This is a genomic window from Achromobacter sp. KK8 (genome assembly GCF_054188005.1).
The window spans coordinates 1,460,450-1,477,026 of record NZ_CM135178.1; the positions used below are offsets into that span (position 1 = coordinate 1,460,450).

Genomic DNA, 16,577 nt, shown 5'->3' on the forward strand with positions numbered 1-16,577 from the left:
GCGTTGCGAGCCCTTAGGCCTTCTTCGGGCGCTTGGCGCCGTACTTCGAGCGGGCTTGCTTGCGATCCTTGACGCCTTGCAGGTCGAGGGAACCGCGCACGATGTGATAACGCACACCGGGCAAGTCCTTCACACGACCGCCACGCACCAGAACCACCGAGTGCTCTTGCAGGTTGTGGCCTTCACCGCCGATGTACGAAATGACTTCGTAACCGTTGGTCAGACGCACTTTGGCAACCTTACGCAGAGCGGAGTTCGGCTTCTTGGGGGTGGTGGTGTACACGCGAGTGCACACGCCGCGGCGTTGCGGGCAGTTTTCGAGCGCGGGGCTCTTGCTTTTGATGATGCTGACTTCGCGCGGCTTGCGCACGAGTTGGCTAATGGTAGGCATGACCTTTGAAATCCCTTTTACGTACCACTGGGTAAGTACTTACGTACTCGTCTCCTCGAGCAATGGACTCTTGGAGAAGGCGGCTCGCGCAAAACCGCCTCAAACGTTCAAATACGTAAAAGAGCGGGCTTGCCAACAAACCATGACAAACGCACAAACCTGATGTTCGGGAGACGGCAGCGTCGGTCGACGGAGGCTCGTGACGCACCCCTTTGGCCTTGGGCGCTTCGCTAGCACGAAGGGCCGGACCTGTCTTCCTGGCGCTTTGACCACACGTCTTTGACCACACATGGTCGCCGCCCCTGGCATCAAACTTTGCGCGCGAATAAAGCAGTAAGCCCTTTAGCATAGCTTAGAACTTGGCGCACTGTCAAAAACTTTTGCGCGCATGGCGCGTGGGCGTGTTGCCGGCAAAAGACGGCCAGATAGGCGCAACTCGCGCCCAGGTCGGCAAAAATGGGGCCAAATTACCAACCGCCGACGGGAACGGCCGGTGCGGGATAGCACGGGGTCGCGAACCTCACGCGACGCGTGGCGCGAGCGCGGGGTCCAGGGAGCCAGGCGGCAATGGTAGCCGGTGGCGGACGATGCGGGCGGCTTACTGATCGGCGAACAGGTATCCGCTGCCGTAGACCGTGCGGATCGGCAACATCACACCGGCCAGCTCGGCCTTGCGGCGCAGGCGGCTGACGATGACGTCGATGCTGCGCGTGCCGCTGGAGCGCGAACCGCCCCCTTCCACCCGCAGCTCGTCACCCAGCTCGTTGCGGCCCACCGCCCTGCCCGCCACTTCCAGCAGCGAACGCACGATCAGCCGCTCGTTGGCGGACAGGGAAATCGTGGTGCCGGAGGGCGCCGCCAGGGTCCAGCCCTGATCGCGCAGCTCCCATTGGCCAGGCAGGGGTTCATCGGCCGCGGCGGCGTCCTGGCCGGCCGGCAGGCGGCGGGCCAGCGCCAGCAGGATGCAGGCCAGCTCTCTTGGGTCATGCGGCGGCGGCAGGCAGGCGTCGGCGCCGCTCTGCAGACAGCGCAGGCGGGTTTCCAGGGACAGATTGTTCCCCATCACCACGATACCCAGGGACGAGGAGCCGTGCAGGCGGGCGACCAGGGCATAGCCGATCTCGCCAAGCGTCCCTACATTCAGCACCACGGCATCATAGGTGCCATTGCTGAGCAGGCCGAACAATTCCAGAGAAGTCGAGCAGCCACGGGCCGAAATTCCAGCTTGAAGCAGTGCGGACACAGCGGTGTTACGTGCGGCCTCGTCCGGCGACATCATCAGTACGCGCAATTGATTCATAGGTTCTTTCCATCCCTTCTGCCTCCCCTTGCCCGGCAGACCGCGCCGGTTGGAGGAAGGTTGAGGACAGTTTGACCCGTTGTTGTGCAACAACTCCAGTCAAGATTCGTCAAGTTTGCAATGTTTGACAGTTCTTGGCACAACGTAGCCAACAGTGACGCGACGCGAGTTATCATTCCATTACACAATCCTTTCTTCTTCTTGCAGTAGGGCGCCACAGGGCGCGCTTGCGCAGCCAACCTTCGCGAGACCACGTCTGATGAAAATCGCGTCGCTGGAAGACGACCTGGACCAGGCGAAACGTATCCAGCAAGTCCTGACTGCCGCCGGATACACCTGCACCAGTTATCAGCAAAGCCGTGACCTGCTTGCCGCTTTGCGCAATGAAACGTTTGACCTGGTGCTGCTGGACTGGCACCTGCCCGATATCGACGGCGACGATGTGGTGCGCTGGTTGCGCGCCAACATCGGCCCGCGCGTTCCCGTCATCTTCCTGACCAACCGGTCCAGCGAGGACGACCTGGTGGAAGGCCTGCGCGCCGGCGCCGACGACTACATCGTCAAGCCGCTGCGGCCGCTGGAACTGCTGGCCCGCGTCGCGGCGTTGCTGCGCCGCAGCCAGATCGCCGAGCCCGCCGATGAACCGTTCGACGTCGCCAGCTATCGCGTCGACCCCGCTGCGCGCGCGATCTCGCTCGATGGCGCGCAGGTCGCGCTGGCGCCCAAGGAGTTCGAGCTCGCGTTGCTGTTCTTTCGCAACCTGGGCCGGCTCATGTCGCGCGATGTGCTGGCCGAATGCGTCTGGAATCGCGAGATCCCAGCCACCTCCCGCACGCTCGACACCCACCTGTCGAACATCCGGCAAAAGCTCCAGCTGCGCCCGGAACATGGCGTGCGCCTGAGTTCTTCCTACGCGCTCGGCTACCGGCTGGAGTTGCTGAGTCCGCCTGAAGATAGCCCGCCCCCCACGCGTTAGCGCCTGGCGGCATTACCTGGAGATTTGAAAGTCATGAGCCGCTGCCGCGCGCTTTCTTTGCTTGCCCTGCTTTCCGGCCTGCTGCTCGCCACTTCCTCGCATGGCCAGCCCGCTGGCGCGCTGGGAGACAATTTCATCTATCGCGTGCGCCAAGGCGACACGCTGATCGACATCGCTTCCACCTACACGCGCAATCAGGCCAACTGGAGTCCGCTGCAGACGCTCAACAGCGTCACCACGCCCGAGCGCCTGCCCATCGGCCTGGAGCTGCGCATCCCGTTGTCGATGATCCCCGAACGCGCCGCCGACGCGCGCGTGGTGCATGTCAGTGGCCAGGCGAACATCGACGGACAGTCGCTCAAACCCGGCGCGAGCGTGAGCGAAGGCAGCAAGGTCGTGACCGCGCCCAATGGTTTCGTGACGCTGGAATTGGCCGACGGCTCCAAGCTCACGCTGCCGGCCGACGGCGCGGTCGAATTGACGCGCCTGCGCCAGTTCGAAGGCACCAACCTGACCGATTCAGTCATCCATGTCGAGCGCGGCAGCGTCGAATCGAGCGTCGCGCCGGCCGGCCAGGGCGTTGGCCGTTTCGAAGTGCGCACGCCGGTCGCCGTCACGGGAGTGCGCGGCACGCGTTTCCGCGTGCAAAGCGGCAGCCATGGTGTCCACAGCGAAGTGCTGGAAGGCAGTGTGCGGCTGCAGCCGCACGCGCCCGGCGCCACGCCGGCGCAACCTGTATCGGTGGCCAAGGGCTATGGCGCAGCCATCGGCGCGGACGGCAACGTCTCGGGCGTGCGGCAGTTGCTGGCCGCGCCGCAACTCGGCCAGCCCGTGCGTGCCGGCGGCGGCGCCTGGACCAGCGCATTCGAACCGGTGCCCGGCGCGCAAAGCTACCTGGTGCGCGTCGCGCGCGATGCCGACGGCACGCAGCTGGTGTCCTCGACCCGCTTTCCCACTGCCGACATCCGCTTCAGCGCCCCCGGGCCGGGCACCTTCTACGTGACGGTGCGCGCGGTCGATGAACTGGGCCTGGGCGGCCGCGACGCCATGGCCACTTTCACCGGGGTGAACCAGCTCATGACCAGCAGCGGCCTCGGGGTCGCCACCGGCACCGGCGGACTGGTGACCCTGACCGAGTACTAGGGCCCATGGCAGACGCCACCGATCCCATCGACCGGGCCTCGCGATCAGGCCTGTGGTTGACGGTGGCGCTGGCGCTGCTGGCGGCTTTGCTCGGCTGGTTCAATGGACTGGGGCGCGTCGATCAGATCCTGTATGACCGCGCCGTCGCCTTGACGGGGCGCGATATCTCGCCCGACATCGTAATCGTGGCGATCGACGACAGCAGCATCGATGCGCTGGGGCGCTGGCCCTGGCGCCGGGCGGTGCATGCGGCGCTGCTGGACCGGCTGCAAGGCGCGCGCGCGGTGGGACTGGACCTGATCTTCGCCGAACCCGACACCACCCACCCCGGCGACGACGTCATCCTTGCCGACAGTATCCGGCGCAATGGCCACACGGTGCTGCCGGTGGTACTGGACCGGCTGATCTATCCCACGTCGATCAGCGCCCCCATCCCCGCCCTGGCCCAGGCGGCAGCCGGCAGCGGCTTCATCAACGCCAACCTCGATGCCGATGGCGTGCTGCGATCAGCGGTCCTGACGGCGCGTTTCGCCGGCCAGCGCTGGCAGCATTTCGCGCTGACCATGCTGGACGTGGGCGGGCAGGCGGACCTGGCGCAACGCCTGCTACGGCGCGCCCGGGCGGACGGCAGCATCCTGATTCCGTATGCGGGCCCGGCGGCGCATACCCGCGCCGTGTCCTATCTATCGGTCCTGCGCGGCGACGTGCCAGCGGAGCAGCTGCGCGGCAAATACGTGCTGGTGGGCGCTTGGGCCACCGGCCTGGGCGACGCGTACACCACGCCGGTATCCCACGAGGTCAGTGGCATGCCGGGCGTGGAGATCATCGCCAATTTGCTGCAGGCGGCCAACGACGACATCGCCTTCCAGCCGCCCGCCCCGTGGCTGAACGCGCTGTATTCGGCCCTGCCCGTGCTGCTGGCGTGCCTGGCACTATGGCGCTTGTCGCCCAACCTGGCGCTGTTGGTGAACATCGCCCTGCTCGCCCTGGTGCTGCTCGTCAGCCTGTTGCTGCTGGGCCACACCTATCTGTGGTTCGCGCCCACCGCCGCGCTGGTGGGCGTGGCGTTGTGCTACCCGCTGTGGAGCTGGCGCAGCCAGGAAGCCGCGCTGCGCTACATGGACAACGAACTGCGCCGGCTGCAGCGCGAATACCCGCCGGTGCTTAACGAAGCGCGGGCGCAATCCGGCGGCCCCAGCGCATCGCTCGAAAGCCGGGTCGGTGAATTGCGGCGCGCGCTCGCGCGCGTGCGCAACCTGCGGCGGTTCCTGGCCGACGGCCTGGACGGCATGCCCGACGCCACGCTGGTGTTCGACCAGGATGGCCGCATGCAATTCCGCAACCAGGCAGCGGTGATGTATTTCCAGCGGCTGGGCATGCGGCCACCGCGGGTCGGGCACCCGGCGGTCCACCTGCTCGAGAAGACCATCGGCGACAAATCGACACGCCAGCGCGTCGCCCAAGTACTGAGCGGCCAGGGACCGATCGCCGAGCAATCCCCCTGGACTGCCGATCTGGAGGTGCGCGATCACGCCGGCCGCGACCTGATCCTGAAATGCGCGCCGATCCATACGGCCGAAGGCAATTTCGCCGGCACCGTCGCCACGTTGACCGATATCTCCGGCATCCGCCAGGCCGAGCGCCAGCGCGAGGAAACGCTGCGCTTCATCTCGCATGACATGCGGGCGCCGCAGAGTTCGATCCTGGCGCTGGTGGAGATGAAGCAGGACGGCGGGACAACGGATGGCGGGGATGAAACGCTTACCCGGATCGCCGCGCTGGCCAACCGCACGCTGCACCTGGTCGATGATTTCGTGCATTTGACGCGGGCCGAGTCGATGGCCATCAACGCGGTGGAGCTGGACCTGGGCAGCCTGCTGCAGGACGGCGTCGACGAGTTCTGGGCGGCGGCGCACAAGCGCGGCATCCGGCTGGAGGTGGCTGCGCCGCTGCCCGCCGCCTATGCGCGCGGCGACCAGACACTGCTGATGCGGGCCCTGTGCAACCTGATCGACAACGCCATCAAGTACAGCCCGGCCGGGACGCGCATCGAATGCGCCATCGACCAGGCGGCGGGATTCTGGCGGATCCACGTGCGCGACCAGGGGCAAGGCATCGCGGCACACGACCTGGCGCGATTGTTCGAGCCGTTTTCACGCGTGGGGGTGGCCTCGCGTGGCGACGTCGGCGGAGCGGGCCTGGGACTGGCCTTCGTGCGCACGGTGGCGCAACGCCATGGCGGCGAAGTCGAAGTCACCAGCGAAGCCGGCAAAGGTTCGGTGTTCACGCTGCGGTTGCCCGTTGCGCCCGAGGACGCGCCGGCGACTTGAGGCCAAGGGCGCCCCGCCCCGGGGCGCTATTCAAAGACGTGGGAAATGACGGCAGGCTTGCCCGGCCTGACTTCCAGCGTGGTCCGGTATGGCGGCAGATCGGCATTGCGCAGCACCACCTGATACTTGCCGGGAATCAATCGCAGTTCCTTGACCGGCGGACTGATGCCGCGGGCCACGCCATTGATCCATACCTCGCCCCAGGGCCGGATATCGAGGCGGACCAGCACGGGAACCGGCTTGGGCTTGGGTGCTTCGTCCTGCGCCGGCGCGGCGGCTTCCGGGATCGGCGCCGCGGCGGCGGCTGGCTCGGTGGGCATGGCGGGACTGGCCGAGGCTGGCGGGGCTGAGCCAACGGGCGCCTCGGCGGACGTCGCGGCCGCGGCTCCACGTTCGCCTGTGGGGGCCGCCTCCGGCGCGCTGCCCTGCGCCGTGCCTGCCACCGGGACAGGCGGCGCGGGCTGGGGCGCCGGCGTCGAAGTTGGCGCCGCCGTTGAAGCCGGCGGGTCGGCCGGCGCCGTGGTCGGCACGGGCGGCACGGCAGGCGGATTGGGCTGTACCACTTCGGACCGGGTGATGAGCGAATTCGTCGTTCCGATACCCAGGCGGACCCAGGCATAGATACCCACCCCGATCAGCGCCACCAAGAGCAACAGCACCAGCAACGGCCGGCCGGCATTGCGCGGCTTGCGCACCTCTTGTGCCGCAGGCGCGACCGACGCGGCGACATCGGCCCGGGACGCTTCGCGGGCGACGGGCGCGGCCTCGGCATAGGCCGGGATGTCGAGCATGGCGGCCAGCTCGGCCAGGGTCTGCGGCCGGTCGGCCGGCAGCATGGCCAGGCCGCGATCGATCGCGCCAAGAAAGGCCGGGCTGTACTTCGTCAGGCCAAGGGACAGCAACGGCTCATAACTGTCGGTGGCGCGGCGTTCCGGCGCGGGTGGTGGCCGCAGGCCGATCACCAGCGCGTGCATCACCGCACAGAGCGCATAGACGTCGGTCCAGGGGCCGCGCGGCCATTCGGCGGAGTCCGTATACAGCTCGAACGGCGCGAAGCCCGGGATCGGCGTCAACCCGGTCCGGCGCGATCGCGGCAATGCCAATTCCGGCAGCAGGTGAGCACGCGCGCCTTCGTCCATGCCGACGGTATCGAGCGAAATGTCGCCACATATTTCGCCCTGCGCATGCAGGCCCATCAGGGAGGGCAGCAGGTCCGACAGCAGCCGCTTGATGCGCGCCTCCGGCACCCCGCCCGCCGCGCTGGCGGCGATGGCGCTCAAGGGGCGCAGGGCAAGCGGCGCGGCGCCTGAGAAAGGGCTGCGCGGCGTATGCAGGCCGGCGGATGAAGACATATTCAAAATACTGCGCAACGGGCGCGAAAACGGGTTAACGGCTGATAGGCGGAATATTATCCAATCCGTTACGCAAGGACATTGCCGAAAATGTCCGAGCGCATCAGGCTGTGGCACGATAGCGTATCGCCAAATTCCTCCCTTCGCTGAAAGCCTATGAAAATTCGCCTTCTCTGCAATGTGCTCGGATCCTCGTTTGTGCTGGCCGGCTGTGCCGGCCTGCCCGCCAGCGCCCCCGACCGCGCGCCCACGCCGCAAGCGCTGGAGCAGCTACAACAGGTGCGCGACCAGTACAGCGCCGGCCACTACGGTGAAGTGATCCGCGGCGTCGCCCGTTCCGATGAGCTGGCCGCGTCCAGCAAGGCCGTGCGCATCGAGGCCTACAAACTGCAGGCGTTCAGCTATTGCGTCAGCCGCTACGCGCAGTTGTGCGAGGACAGCTTCAGCCGCATCCTGCAGATCGATCCCAACTTCGAACTGGCGCCCAACGAGGCCGGCCATCCGGTCTGGGGCCCGGTGTTCCAGCGCGCCAAGAGCCAGGCCGCCAAATAGCGCCGCCATGCCCCGCGCGGGCAAAAAAAAGGCCGCTGATGCGAATCAGCGGCCTTTTTGCTTCTGGCCTCCCCGCCGGACCTGCGCGGGGGGTGCACCGGACGTCGCCCTTATTCGGCGGCGTCCTCGCTGCCCAGGTCGGACGACGGGACATCGGCGTCCGAGCCCACCGTGACCGGCGAGTCTTCGAACGGGTTGGCCAGCTGGCGGGCGGCTTCGCGTTCCGCGGCCTCCAGGGCTTCCTTGTCCTTGCGGGCGTGGTGGTACGCCAGGCCGGTACCGGCCGGGATCAGGCGGCCGACGATGACGTTTTCCTTCAGGCCACGCAGGTCGTCGCGCTTGCCCATGATGGCGGCTTCGGTCAGGACACGCGTGGTTTCCTGGAACGAGGCGGCCGAGATGAACGAGTCGGTCGACAGCGAGGCCTTGGTGATACCCAGCAGCACGTTTTCGTAGGTGGCCGGACGCTTGTCTTCAGCGTTGACGCGGTCGTTCTCGTTCAACAGCTCGGAGCGCTCGACCTGCTCGCCCGGGATGAACTCGGTATCGCCCGCATCGACGATGTTCACACGGCGCAGCATCTGACGAACAATCACTTCGATGTGCTTGTCGTTGATCTTCACGCCCTGCAGACGGTACACGTCCTGCACTTCGTCGACGATGTAGGTCGCCAGCTTCTCGATGCCCTGGAGGCGCAGGATGTCGTGGGGATCGGCCGGGCCGTCCACGATCATTTCGCCCTTGTTCACCACCTGGCCGTCGTGCACCAGCACCTGCTTTTCCTTCGGAATCAGGAACTCGTGGCTGACGCCTTCCAGGTCGGTGATGACCAGGCGCTGCTTGCCCTTGGTGTCCTTGCCGAACGAGACCGTGCCGGTGACGTCGGCGAGCATGCCGGCATCCTTGGGCGAACGGGCTTCGAACAGCTCGGCCACGCGCGGCAGACCGCCGGTAATGTCGCGGGTCTTTTGCGATTCCTGCGGAATACGCGCCAGGACTTCACCCACGGCAACCTGCTGGCCGTCACGCACGGTGATCAGCGCGCCGACCGGGAACGAGATGTTCACCGAGTGATCGGTGCCGGCGATCTTGACGTCTTCGCCGTTCTCGTTGACCAGCTTGATCTGCGGACGCATGACGATCTTGCCGCCACGGGTCTTGGGCGTGATGACGACGAGCGTCGACAGGCCGGTGACTTCGTCCACCTGCTTGGCCACGGTCACGCCTTCCTCGATGTTCTCGAAGCGGACGGCGCCACCATATTCCGACACGATCGGACGGGTCAGCGGATCCCACGTCGCCAGGCGCGCGCCGGCCTTCACGGCCTCGCCGTCGCCCACCAGCACGGTCGCGCCGTACGGGATCTTGTGGCGTTCGCGTTCGCGGCCGTTGTCGTCGAAGATCGCCAGTTCGCCCGAGCGCGAGATCGCGACGCGTTCGCCCTTGGCGTTGGTGACGTAGCGCATGGTGCTGGCAAAGCCGACCACGCCGCTGGACTTGGTTTCCACCGCGCTGGCCAGGGCCGAACGCGACGCCGCGCCACCGATGTGGAACGTACGCATCGTCAGCTGCGTGCCCGGTTCACCGATGGACTGGGCGGCGATGACGCCAACCGCTTCGCCCTGGTTCACCGAAGTGCCGCGGCCGAGGTCACGGCCATAGCAGTGCGCGCACAGGCCGTGGCGCGTTTCGCAGGTCAGCGGCGTGCGGACCTTGACTTCGTCCACGCCGATGCGGTCGATCATGTCGACCATGTCTTCGTCCAGCAGGGTGCCGGCGGTGATGGCCGTTTCCTGCGTGTCCGGGTTGACGATGTCGATGGCAGCCACGCGGCCCAGGATACGGTCGCGCAGCGGCTCGATGACTTCACCGCCTTCCACCAGGGCCTTCATGTTGTAGCCCTGCGACGTGCCGCAATCGTCCTCGGTGATCACCAGGTCCTGCGTCACATCGACCAGACGACGGGTCAGGTAGCCCGAGTTCGCGGTCTTCAGTGCCGTGTCGGCCAGACCCTTACGCGCGCCGTGAGTCGAGATGAAGTACTGAAGCACGTTCAGGCCTTCACGGAAGTTCGCGGTAATGGGCGTCTCGATGATCGAGCCGTCCGGCTTGGCCATCAGGCCGCGCATGCCGGCCAGCTGGCGGATCTGGGCGGCCGAACCGCGGGCGCCCGAGTCAGCCATCATGTAGATGGAGTTGAACGACTCCTGGCGCACTTCCTCGCCGTGACGGTTGATCACGGGTTCGGTGGCCAGTTGTTCCATCATCGCCTTGCCGACCTTGTCGCCGGCCTTGCCCCAGATGTCCACCACGTTGTTGTAGCGTTCCTGGGACGTGACCAGACCCGACGAGTACTGCTTGTCGATTTCCTTCACTTCACGGCTGGCTTCGGCCAGGATGCCTTCCTTGGCCGACGGGATCAGCATGTCGCCCATGGCGATCGAGATACCGCCGCGGGTGGCCAGGCGGAAGCCCGACTGCATCAGCTTGTCGGCGAAGATCACCGTGTCGCGCAGGCCGCAGCGGCGGAACGACTGGTTGATCAGGCGCGAGATTTCCTTCTTCTTCAGCGCCTTGTTCAGGACGGTGAAGGGCAGGCCCTTGGGCAGGATCTCGGACAGCAGCGCGCGGCCGACGGTGGTTTCGTGGCGGCGGATCACCGGCTGCCATTCGCCATTCTCGTCACGCTCGTGTTCCTTCAAGCGCACGGTGATGCGGCTTTGCAGCTCGACTTCGCCGTTGTCGTAGGCGCGTTGCACTTCGGCCACGTCGGTGAAGAAGATGCCCTCGCCCTTGCCGTTGATGCGCTCGCGCGTCGTGTAGTACAGGCCCAGCACGATGTCCTGGGACGGCACGATCGACGGTTCGCCGTTGGCCGGGAACAGCACGTTGTTCGAAGCCAGCATCAGCGTGCGCGCTTCGAGCTGGGCTTCCAGCGACAGCGGCACGTGGACGGCCATCTGGTCACCGTCGAAGTCGGCGTTGAACGCCGCGCAGACCAGCGGGTGCAGCTGGATGGCCTTGCCTTCGATCAGGACCGGCTCGAACGCCTGGATGCCCAAACGGTGCAGCGTGGGCGCACGGTTCAGCATGACCGGGTGTTCGCGGATGACTTCTTCCAGGATGTCCCAGACCACCGGTTCCTGGCTTTCCACCAGCTTCTTGGCGGCCTTGATGGTCGTGGCCAGGCCCATCATCTCCAGGCGATTGAAGATGAACGGCTTGAACAGTTCCAGGGCCATCAGCTTGGGCAGGCCGCACTGGTGCAGCTTGAGCTGCGGACCCACCACGATGACCGAACGGCCCGAGTAGTCGACGCGCTTGCCCAGCAGGTTCTGACGGAAACGACCGCTCTTGCCCTTGATCATGTCGGCCAGGGACTTGAGCTGGCGCTTGTTGGCGCCGGTCATGGCCTTGCCGCGGCGACCGTTGTCCAGCAGCGAGTCGACCGCTTCCTGCAGCATGCGCTTTTCGTTGCGCAGGATGATTTCAGGAGCCTTCAGCTCCAGCAGGCGCTTCAGACGGTTGTTGCGGTTGATGACGCGGCGGTACAGGTCGTTCAGGTCGGAGGTCGCGAAGCGGCCGCCGTCCAGCGGCACCAGCGGACGCAGGTCCGGCGGCAGCACGGGCAGCACTTCCATGACCATCCACTCGGCCTTGATGCCGGACTTCTGGAAGCCTTCCAGCACCTTCAGGCGCTTGGAGATCTTCTTGATCTTGGCTTCCGAGCTGGTGGCCTTCAGTTCGCCGCGCAGCGTTTCCACTTCGCGGTCGATGTCGATGGTGCGCAGCAGTTCGCGCACGGCCTCGGCGCCCATCAGGGCACGGAAGTCGTCGCCGTATTCCTCGGTCTTGGCCAGGAAATCGTCATCCGACATGATCTGGCCGCGCTTGAGCGGCGTCATGCCGGGTTCGATCACGCACCAGGCTTCGAAGTACAGGACGCGTTCGATGTCGCGCAGGGTCATGTCGAGCACCATGCCCAGACGCGACGGCAGGCTCTTCAGGAACCAGATGTGCGCGACGGGGCTGGCCAGCTCGATGTGGCCCATGCGTTCACGGCGAACCTTGGCAACGGTAACTTCAACGCCGCACTTCTCGCAGATCACGCCACGGTGCTTCAGGCGCTTGTACTTGCCGCACAGGCACTCGTAGTCCTTGATCGGGCCGAAGATCTTGGAGCAGAACAGACCATCACGCTCGGGCTTGAACGTGCGGTAGTTGATGGTCTCGGGCTTGCGAACTTCGCCGTAGGACCACGAACGGATCTTCTCGGGCGAGGCGATGCCGATCTTGATGGCATCGAATTGCTCGTCTTGCGAGACTTGCTTAAAGAGGTCGAGTAGCGCTTTCATTAGTTACGCTCCAAATCCATGTCCAGGGCCAACGAGCGGATTTCCTTGACCAGCACGTTGAACGATTCCGGCATGCCGGCATCGATGACGTGATCGCCCTTGACGATGTTTTCGTATACCTTGGTGCGGCCGGTGATATCGTCGGACTTCACCGTCAGCATTTCCTGCAGGGTGTAGGCGGCGCCGTAGGCTTCCAGCGCCCACACTTCCATTTCCCCGAAACGCTGGCCACCGAACTGCGCCTTGCCGCCCAGCGGCTGCTGGGTCACGAGCGAGTACGGGCCGGTCGAACGCGCGTGCATCTTGTCGTCGACCAAGTGGTGCAGCTTCAGGTAGTGCATGTAGCCGACGGTGACCGGACGCTCGAACTTCTCGCCGGTGCGGCCGTCGTACAGCCACGCCTGCGTGCGCGAGGGCGTCAGCGCCATGCGCTTGGCGACGTCGTCCGGATAGGCCAGTTCCAGCATCTTGGTGATTTCCTCTTCGGTCGCGCCGTCGAAGACGGGCGTCGCGAACGGCACGCCGTTCTTGAGGTTCTGGGCCATTTCCATGACTTCTTCGTCGGTCAGCTCGTCGATGCGCGCGCCGGTGCCGGTCGTGTTGTAGACCTTGTCCAGGTAAGCGCGGACGTTCTTGACCTGCGCGGTGCGCTCGTCGCGCAGCATGTCGGCGATGCGGTGACCCACGCCCTTGGCAGCCCAGCCCAAGTGCACTTCCAGCACCTGGCCCACGTTCATCCGCGAGGGCACGCCCAGCGGGTTCAGAACGATGTCGGCCGGCGTGCCGTCAGCCATGTGCGGCATGTCTTCCACCGGGGTGATGCGCGAGACCACGCCCTTGTTGCCGTGACGGCCTGCCATCTTGTCGCCAGGCTGCAGACGACGCTTCACGGCCAGGTAGACCTTGATCATCTTCAGCACGCCCGGGGGCAGCTCGTCGCCCTGCGTCAACTTCTTGCGCTTCTCTTCGAAGGCCAGGTCGAACTGGTGACGCTTCTGCTCGAGCGATTCCTTGGCCTGCTCCAGCACCACGGCGTGGGGCTCGTCGGCCAGGCGGATGTCGAACCACTGCCAGCGGTCCAGATCAGCCAGGTAAGCCTTGGTGATCGTCGCGCCCTTGGCCAGCTTGCGCGGGCCGCCGTTGACGGTCTTGCCGACCAGCATCTTCTCGATACGGTCGAACTGGTCGTTTTCAACGATGCGCAGCTGGTCGTTCAGGTCCTGGCGATAGCGGCGCAGTTCATCGTCGATGATGGACTGGGCGCGCTTGTCGCGCACGATGCCTTCGCGCGTGAACACCTGCACGTCGATCACGGTGCCGGTCATGCCCGAAGGCACGCGCAGCGACGTGTCCTTAACGTCGGACGCCTTTTCACCGAAGATGGCGCGCAGCAGCTTTTCTTCCGGCGTCAGCTGGGTCTCGCCCTTGGGCGTGACCTTGCCGACCAGCACGTCGTCGGCGCTGACTTCGGCGCCGATGTACGTGATGCCCGAATCGTCCAGGCGGTTCAGTTGCGTCTCGGCCAGGTTGCTGATGTCGCGCGTGATTTCTTCCGGACCCAGCTTGGTATCGCGAGCGACAACCGTCAGTTCCTCGATGTGCACCGAGGTGTAGCGGTCATCGGCCACGACCTTTTCGGAGATCAGGATCGAGTCTTCGAAGTTGTAGCCGTTCCAGGGCATGAACGCGATCAGCATGTTCTGGCCCAGGGCGAGTTCGCCCAGGTCCGTCGATGCGCCGTCGGCCAGCACGTCACCCTTGGCGACACGGTCGCCACGCTTGACGATGGGACGCTGGTTGATGTTCGTGTTCTGGTTGGAACGCGTGTACTTGATCAGGTTGTAGATGTCGACACCGACTTCGCCGGCGACGTTTTCTTCGTCGTTCACGCGGATCACCACGCGTTCGGCGTCGACGTGGTCGACCAGGCCGCCACGCAGCGCCTGCACGGTGGTGCCCGAGTCAACGGCCACGGTGCGCTCGATACCCGTGCCCACGACCGGCTTTTCCGGACGCAGGCAAGGCACGGCCTGACGTTGCATGTTGGCACCCATCAGCGCGCGGTTCGCGTCGTCGTGCTCCAGGAACGGAATCAGCGAGGCGGCGACCGACACGATCTGCGACGGGGCCACGTCCATGTAGTGCACGTTGGCCGGGGCGGTCAGCATGGTTTCGCCGGCTTCACGGCAAGCCACCAGGTCGTCCACGAACTTGCCTTCCTCGTCCAGCGCGGCGTTGGCCTGCGCGATGACGTAGTGGCTTTCTTCGATGGCCGACAGGTAGTCGATCTGGTCGCTGACGCGGCCGTCGACGATCTTGCGGTAAGGCGTTTCCAGGAAGCCGTACTCGTTCAGGCGAGCGTACAGCGCCATGGAGTTGATCAGGCCGATGTTCGGGCCTTCCGGCGTTTCGATCGGGCACACGCGGCCGTAGTGGGTCGGGTGCACGTCACGCACTTCGAAGCCGGCGCGCTCGCGGGTCAGACCGCCCGGGCCCAGTGCCGAAACACGACGCTTGTGCGTGATTTCCGACAGCGGGTTGGTCTGGTCCATGAACTGCGACAGCTGGCTCGAACCGAAGAACTCCTTGATGGCGGCCGAGATCGGCTTGGAGTTGATCAGGTCGTGCGGCATCAGGTTTTCGGTCTCGGCCTGGCCCAGACGTTCCTTGACGGCGCGTTCGACGCGCACGAGGCCGGCGCGGAACTGGTTCTCGGCAAGTTCGCCGACGCAACGCACGCGGCGGTTGCCCAGGTGATCGATGTCGTCGATCTGGCCACGGCCGTTACGCAGCTCGACCAGCACCTTGATGGTTTCAAGGATGTCTTCGTTGGTCAGCGTCATCGGGCCGGTGATGTCCTCACCACGGCCCAGGCGGCTGTTGACCTTCATGCGGCCGACGCGCGACAGGTCGTACGTTTCTTCGCTGTAGAACAGGCGCTGGAACAGCGCTTCCACCGCTTCTTCGGTGGGCGGTTCGCCAGGACGCATCATGCGGTAGATGGCAACGCGCGCGGCCATCTGGTCGGCGGTTTCATCGGTGCGCAGCGTCTGCGAGATGTACGGGCCGCGATCCAGGTCGTTCGTGTAGAGCGTCTGGATGTCGTGCACGTTGGCGGCGCGCAGGGCGCCCAGCACGCTTTCGGTGATCTCGTCGTTGGCGTTGGCGATGACTTCGCCGGTATCGGCGTCAACGATGTTCTTGGCCAGCACGCGGCCGTACAGGAAGTCTTCCGGCACGGAGATGCGCTGGATGCCGCCGGCAGCCAGGTCGCGCAGGTGCTTGGCGTTGATACGCTTGTCTTTCTCGACGATGACCTTGCCCGAACGGTCCGCGATGTCGAAGCGGGCCATTTCGCCCTTCCAGCGCTCGGGCACGAATTCCATCATGGCGCCTTCGCTCTTCAACTCGAAGTTGTCGAAGTCGAAGAAGTTGGCCAGGATCGATTCCGGCGTCATGCCGATGGCCTTGCACAGGATCGTGACAGGCATCTTGCGGCGACGGTCGACGCGGAAGAACAGGATGTCCTTAGGGTCGAATTCGAAATCCAGCCACGAACCGCGGTAGGGAATCACGCGGGCCGAGAACAGCAGCTTGCCCGAGCTGTGCGTCTTGCCGCGGTCGTGCTCGAAGAACACGCCAGGCGAGCGGTGCAGCTGCGAGACGATGACACGTTCGGTGCCGTTGATGACGAACGAACCGGTGCCGGTCATGAGCGGAATCTCGCCCATGTAGACTTCCTGTTCCTTCACTTCCTTGACGGTGGGCTTGCTGACTTCGCGGTCAAGCAGCACCAGGCGGACCTTGGCTCGCAGGGGCGAGGCATAGGTCAGGCCACGTTGCTGACATTCCTTGACATCGAACACCGGTTCGCCGAGCACATAGCTCACGAACTCCAAGCGCGCCATACCGTTGTGACTAACGATCGGGAAAATCGACGAAAACGCCGCCTGCAAACCGTCGGCTACGCGATCGGACGGGGCGGTATCCGCCTGCAGGAAAGTTAGGTAGGATTGAAGCTGAGTCGCCAAAAGGAAGGGAACGTTTTGAACGTCTTCACGCTTGGCGAAGCTTTTGCGGATGCGCTTTTTTTCGGTGTACGAGTAAGGCATGAGCACTCCGACTCGAGGTTGCATGGGCCGTCAACCACGGCCCCAGGTGATACGACTCCAGGAAAC

General features: G+C 65.1%; 9 protein-coding genes. 4 read left to right on the plus strand and 5 right to left on the minus strand.

All coding sequences use genetic code 11. The features are described 5' to 3' along the window. Window positions 1–13: 13 nt before the first annotated feature. Together rpsL and ACVN9Z_RS06810 are read right to left on the minus strand one after the other, a co-directional pair. Entirely contained in the window at window positions 14–391 is a 378-nt protein-coding gene (gene rpsL, locus ACVN9Z_RS06805) for a 30S ribosomal protein S12 (protein ID WP_005017264.1), read from the minus strand. Between the two features lie 598 nt (window positions 392–989). Continuing rightward, a complete protein-coding gene (locus ACVN9Z_RS06810; RefSeq protein ID WP_006389599.1) occupies window positions 990–1,691 on the minus strand; it encodes a response regulator transcription factor in 702 nt (233 codons plus the stop codon). 259 nt (window positions 1,692–1,950) lie between these two features. Between ACVN9Z_RS06810 and ACVN9Z_RS06815 the strand changes: the two genes are divergently transcribed. The 3 genes from ACVN9Z_RS06815 to ACVN9Z_RS06825 are packed head-to-tail and all read left to right on the plus strand — an operon-like array spanning window position 1,951 to window position 6,140. Continuing rightward, window positions 1,951–2,667, plus strand: coding sequence for a response regulator transcription factor (locus ACVN9Z_RS06815; protein WP_006389598.1), 717 nt, complete (start codon window positions 1,951–1,953; stop codon window positions 2,665–2,667). Window positions 2,668–2,700: 33 nt separating this feature from the next. Beyond that, window positions 2,701–3,810 (plus strand): FecR domain-containing protein, encoded by a 1,110-nt coding sequence (locus ACVN9Z_RS06820; protein ID WP_054449415.1) that lies wholly within the window; start codon window positions 2,701–2,703, stop codon window positions 3,808–3,810. A 5-nt stretch (window positions 3,811–3,815) separates the two neighbouring features. Beyond that, complete coding sequence (locus ACVN9Z_RS06825) at window positions 3,816–6,140, plus strand: CHASE2 domain-containing protein (protein WP_173000141.1); 2,325 nt, start codon at window positions 3,816–3,818, stop codon at window positions 6,138–6,140. A 26-nt stretch (window positions 6,141–6,166) separates the two neighbouring features. Here the strand turns inward: ACVN9Z_RS06825 and ACVN9Z_RS06830 are convergent, their stop codons facing one another. Further along, window positions 6,167–7,492, minus strand: a complete 1,326-nt coding sequence (locus tag ACVN9Z_RS06830) for a serine/threonine protein kinase (protein ID WP_458213264.1) — start codon at window positions 7,490–7,492, stop codon at window positions 6,167–6,169. A gap of 156 nt (window positions 7,493–7,648) precedes the next feature. On the opposite strand from ACVN9Z_RS06830, the gene ACVN9Z_RS06835 reads away from it, so the two are divergent. Next, complete coding sequence (locus tag ACVN9Z_RS06835) at window positions 7,649–8,044, plus strand: TssQ family T6SS-associated lipoprotein (protein WP_006389593.1); 396 nt, start codon at window positions 7,649–7,651, stop codon at window positions 8,042–8,044. Between the two features lie 110 nt (window positions 8,045–8,154). On the opposite strand, the gene rpoC is transcribed toward ACVN9Z_RS06835, so the two are convergent. Next, a complete protein-coding gene (rpoC, locus tag ACVN9Z_RS06840) occupies window positions 8,155–12,399 on the minus strand; it encodes a DNA-directed RNA polymerase subunit beta' (RefSeq protein WP_006389592.1) in 4,245 nt (1,414 codons plus the stop codon). Then, a complete protein-coding gene (rpoB, locus tag ACVN9Z_RS06845; protein WP_006389591.1) occupies window positions 12,399–16,511 on the minus strand; it encodes a DNA-directed RNA polymerase subunit beta in 4,113 nt (1,370 codons plus the stop codon). The genes rpoC and rpoB overlap by 1 nt, the downstream gene beginning before the upstream one ends. Between the last annotated feature and the right edge of the window lie 66 nt (window positions 16,512–16,577).

Excerpts from the sequence above, each read along its gene's own strand:
- ACVN9Z_RS06815 (WP_006389598.1), top strand. The coding sequence starts at position 1,951 with ATGAAAATCGCGTCGCTGGAAGACGACCTGGACCAGGCGAAACGTATC.
- ACVN9Z_RS06825 (WP_173000141.1), top strand. The coding sequence starts at position 3,816 with ATGGCAGACGCCACCGATCCCATCGACCGGGCCTCGCGATCAGGCCTG.
- rpoB (WP_006389591.1), bottom strand. The coding sequence starts at position 16,511 with ATGCCTTACTCGTACACCGAAAAAAAGCGCATCCGCAAAAGCTTCGCC.
- ACVN9Z_RS06820 (WP_054449415.1), top strand. The coding sequence starts at position 2,701 with ATGAGCCGCTGCCGCGCGCTTTCTTTGCTTGCCCTGCTTTCCGGCCTG.
- rpoC (WP_006389592.1), bottom strand. The coding sequence starts at position 12,399 with ATGAAAGCGCTACTCGACCTCTTTAAGCAAGTCTCGCAAGACGAGCAA.
- ACVN9Z_RS06835 (WP_006389593.1), top strand. The coding sequence starts at position 7,649 with ATGAAAATTCGCCTTCTCTGCAATGTGCTCGGATCCTCGTTTGTGCTG.
- ACVN9Z_RS06810 (WP_006389599.1), bottom strand. The coding sequence starts at position 1,691 with ATGAATCAATTGCGCGTACTGATGATGTCGCCGGACGAGGCCGCACGT.
- ACVN9Z_RS06830 (WP_458213264.1), bottom strand. The coding sequence starts at position 7,492 with ATGTCTTCATCCGCCGGCCTGCATACGCCGCGCAGCCCTTTCTCAGGC.
- rpsL (WP_005017264.1), bottom strand. The coding sequence starts at position 391 with ATGCCTACCATTAGCCAACTCGTGCGCAAGCCGCGCGAAGTCAGCATC.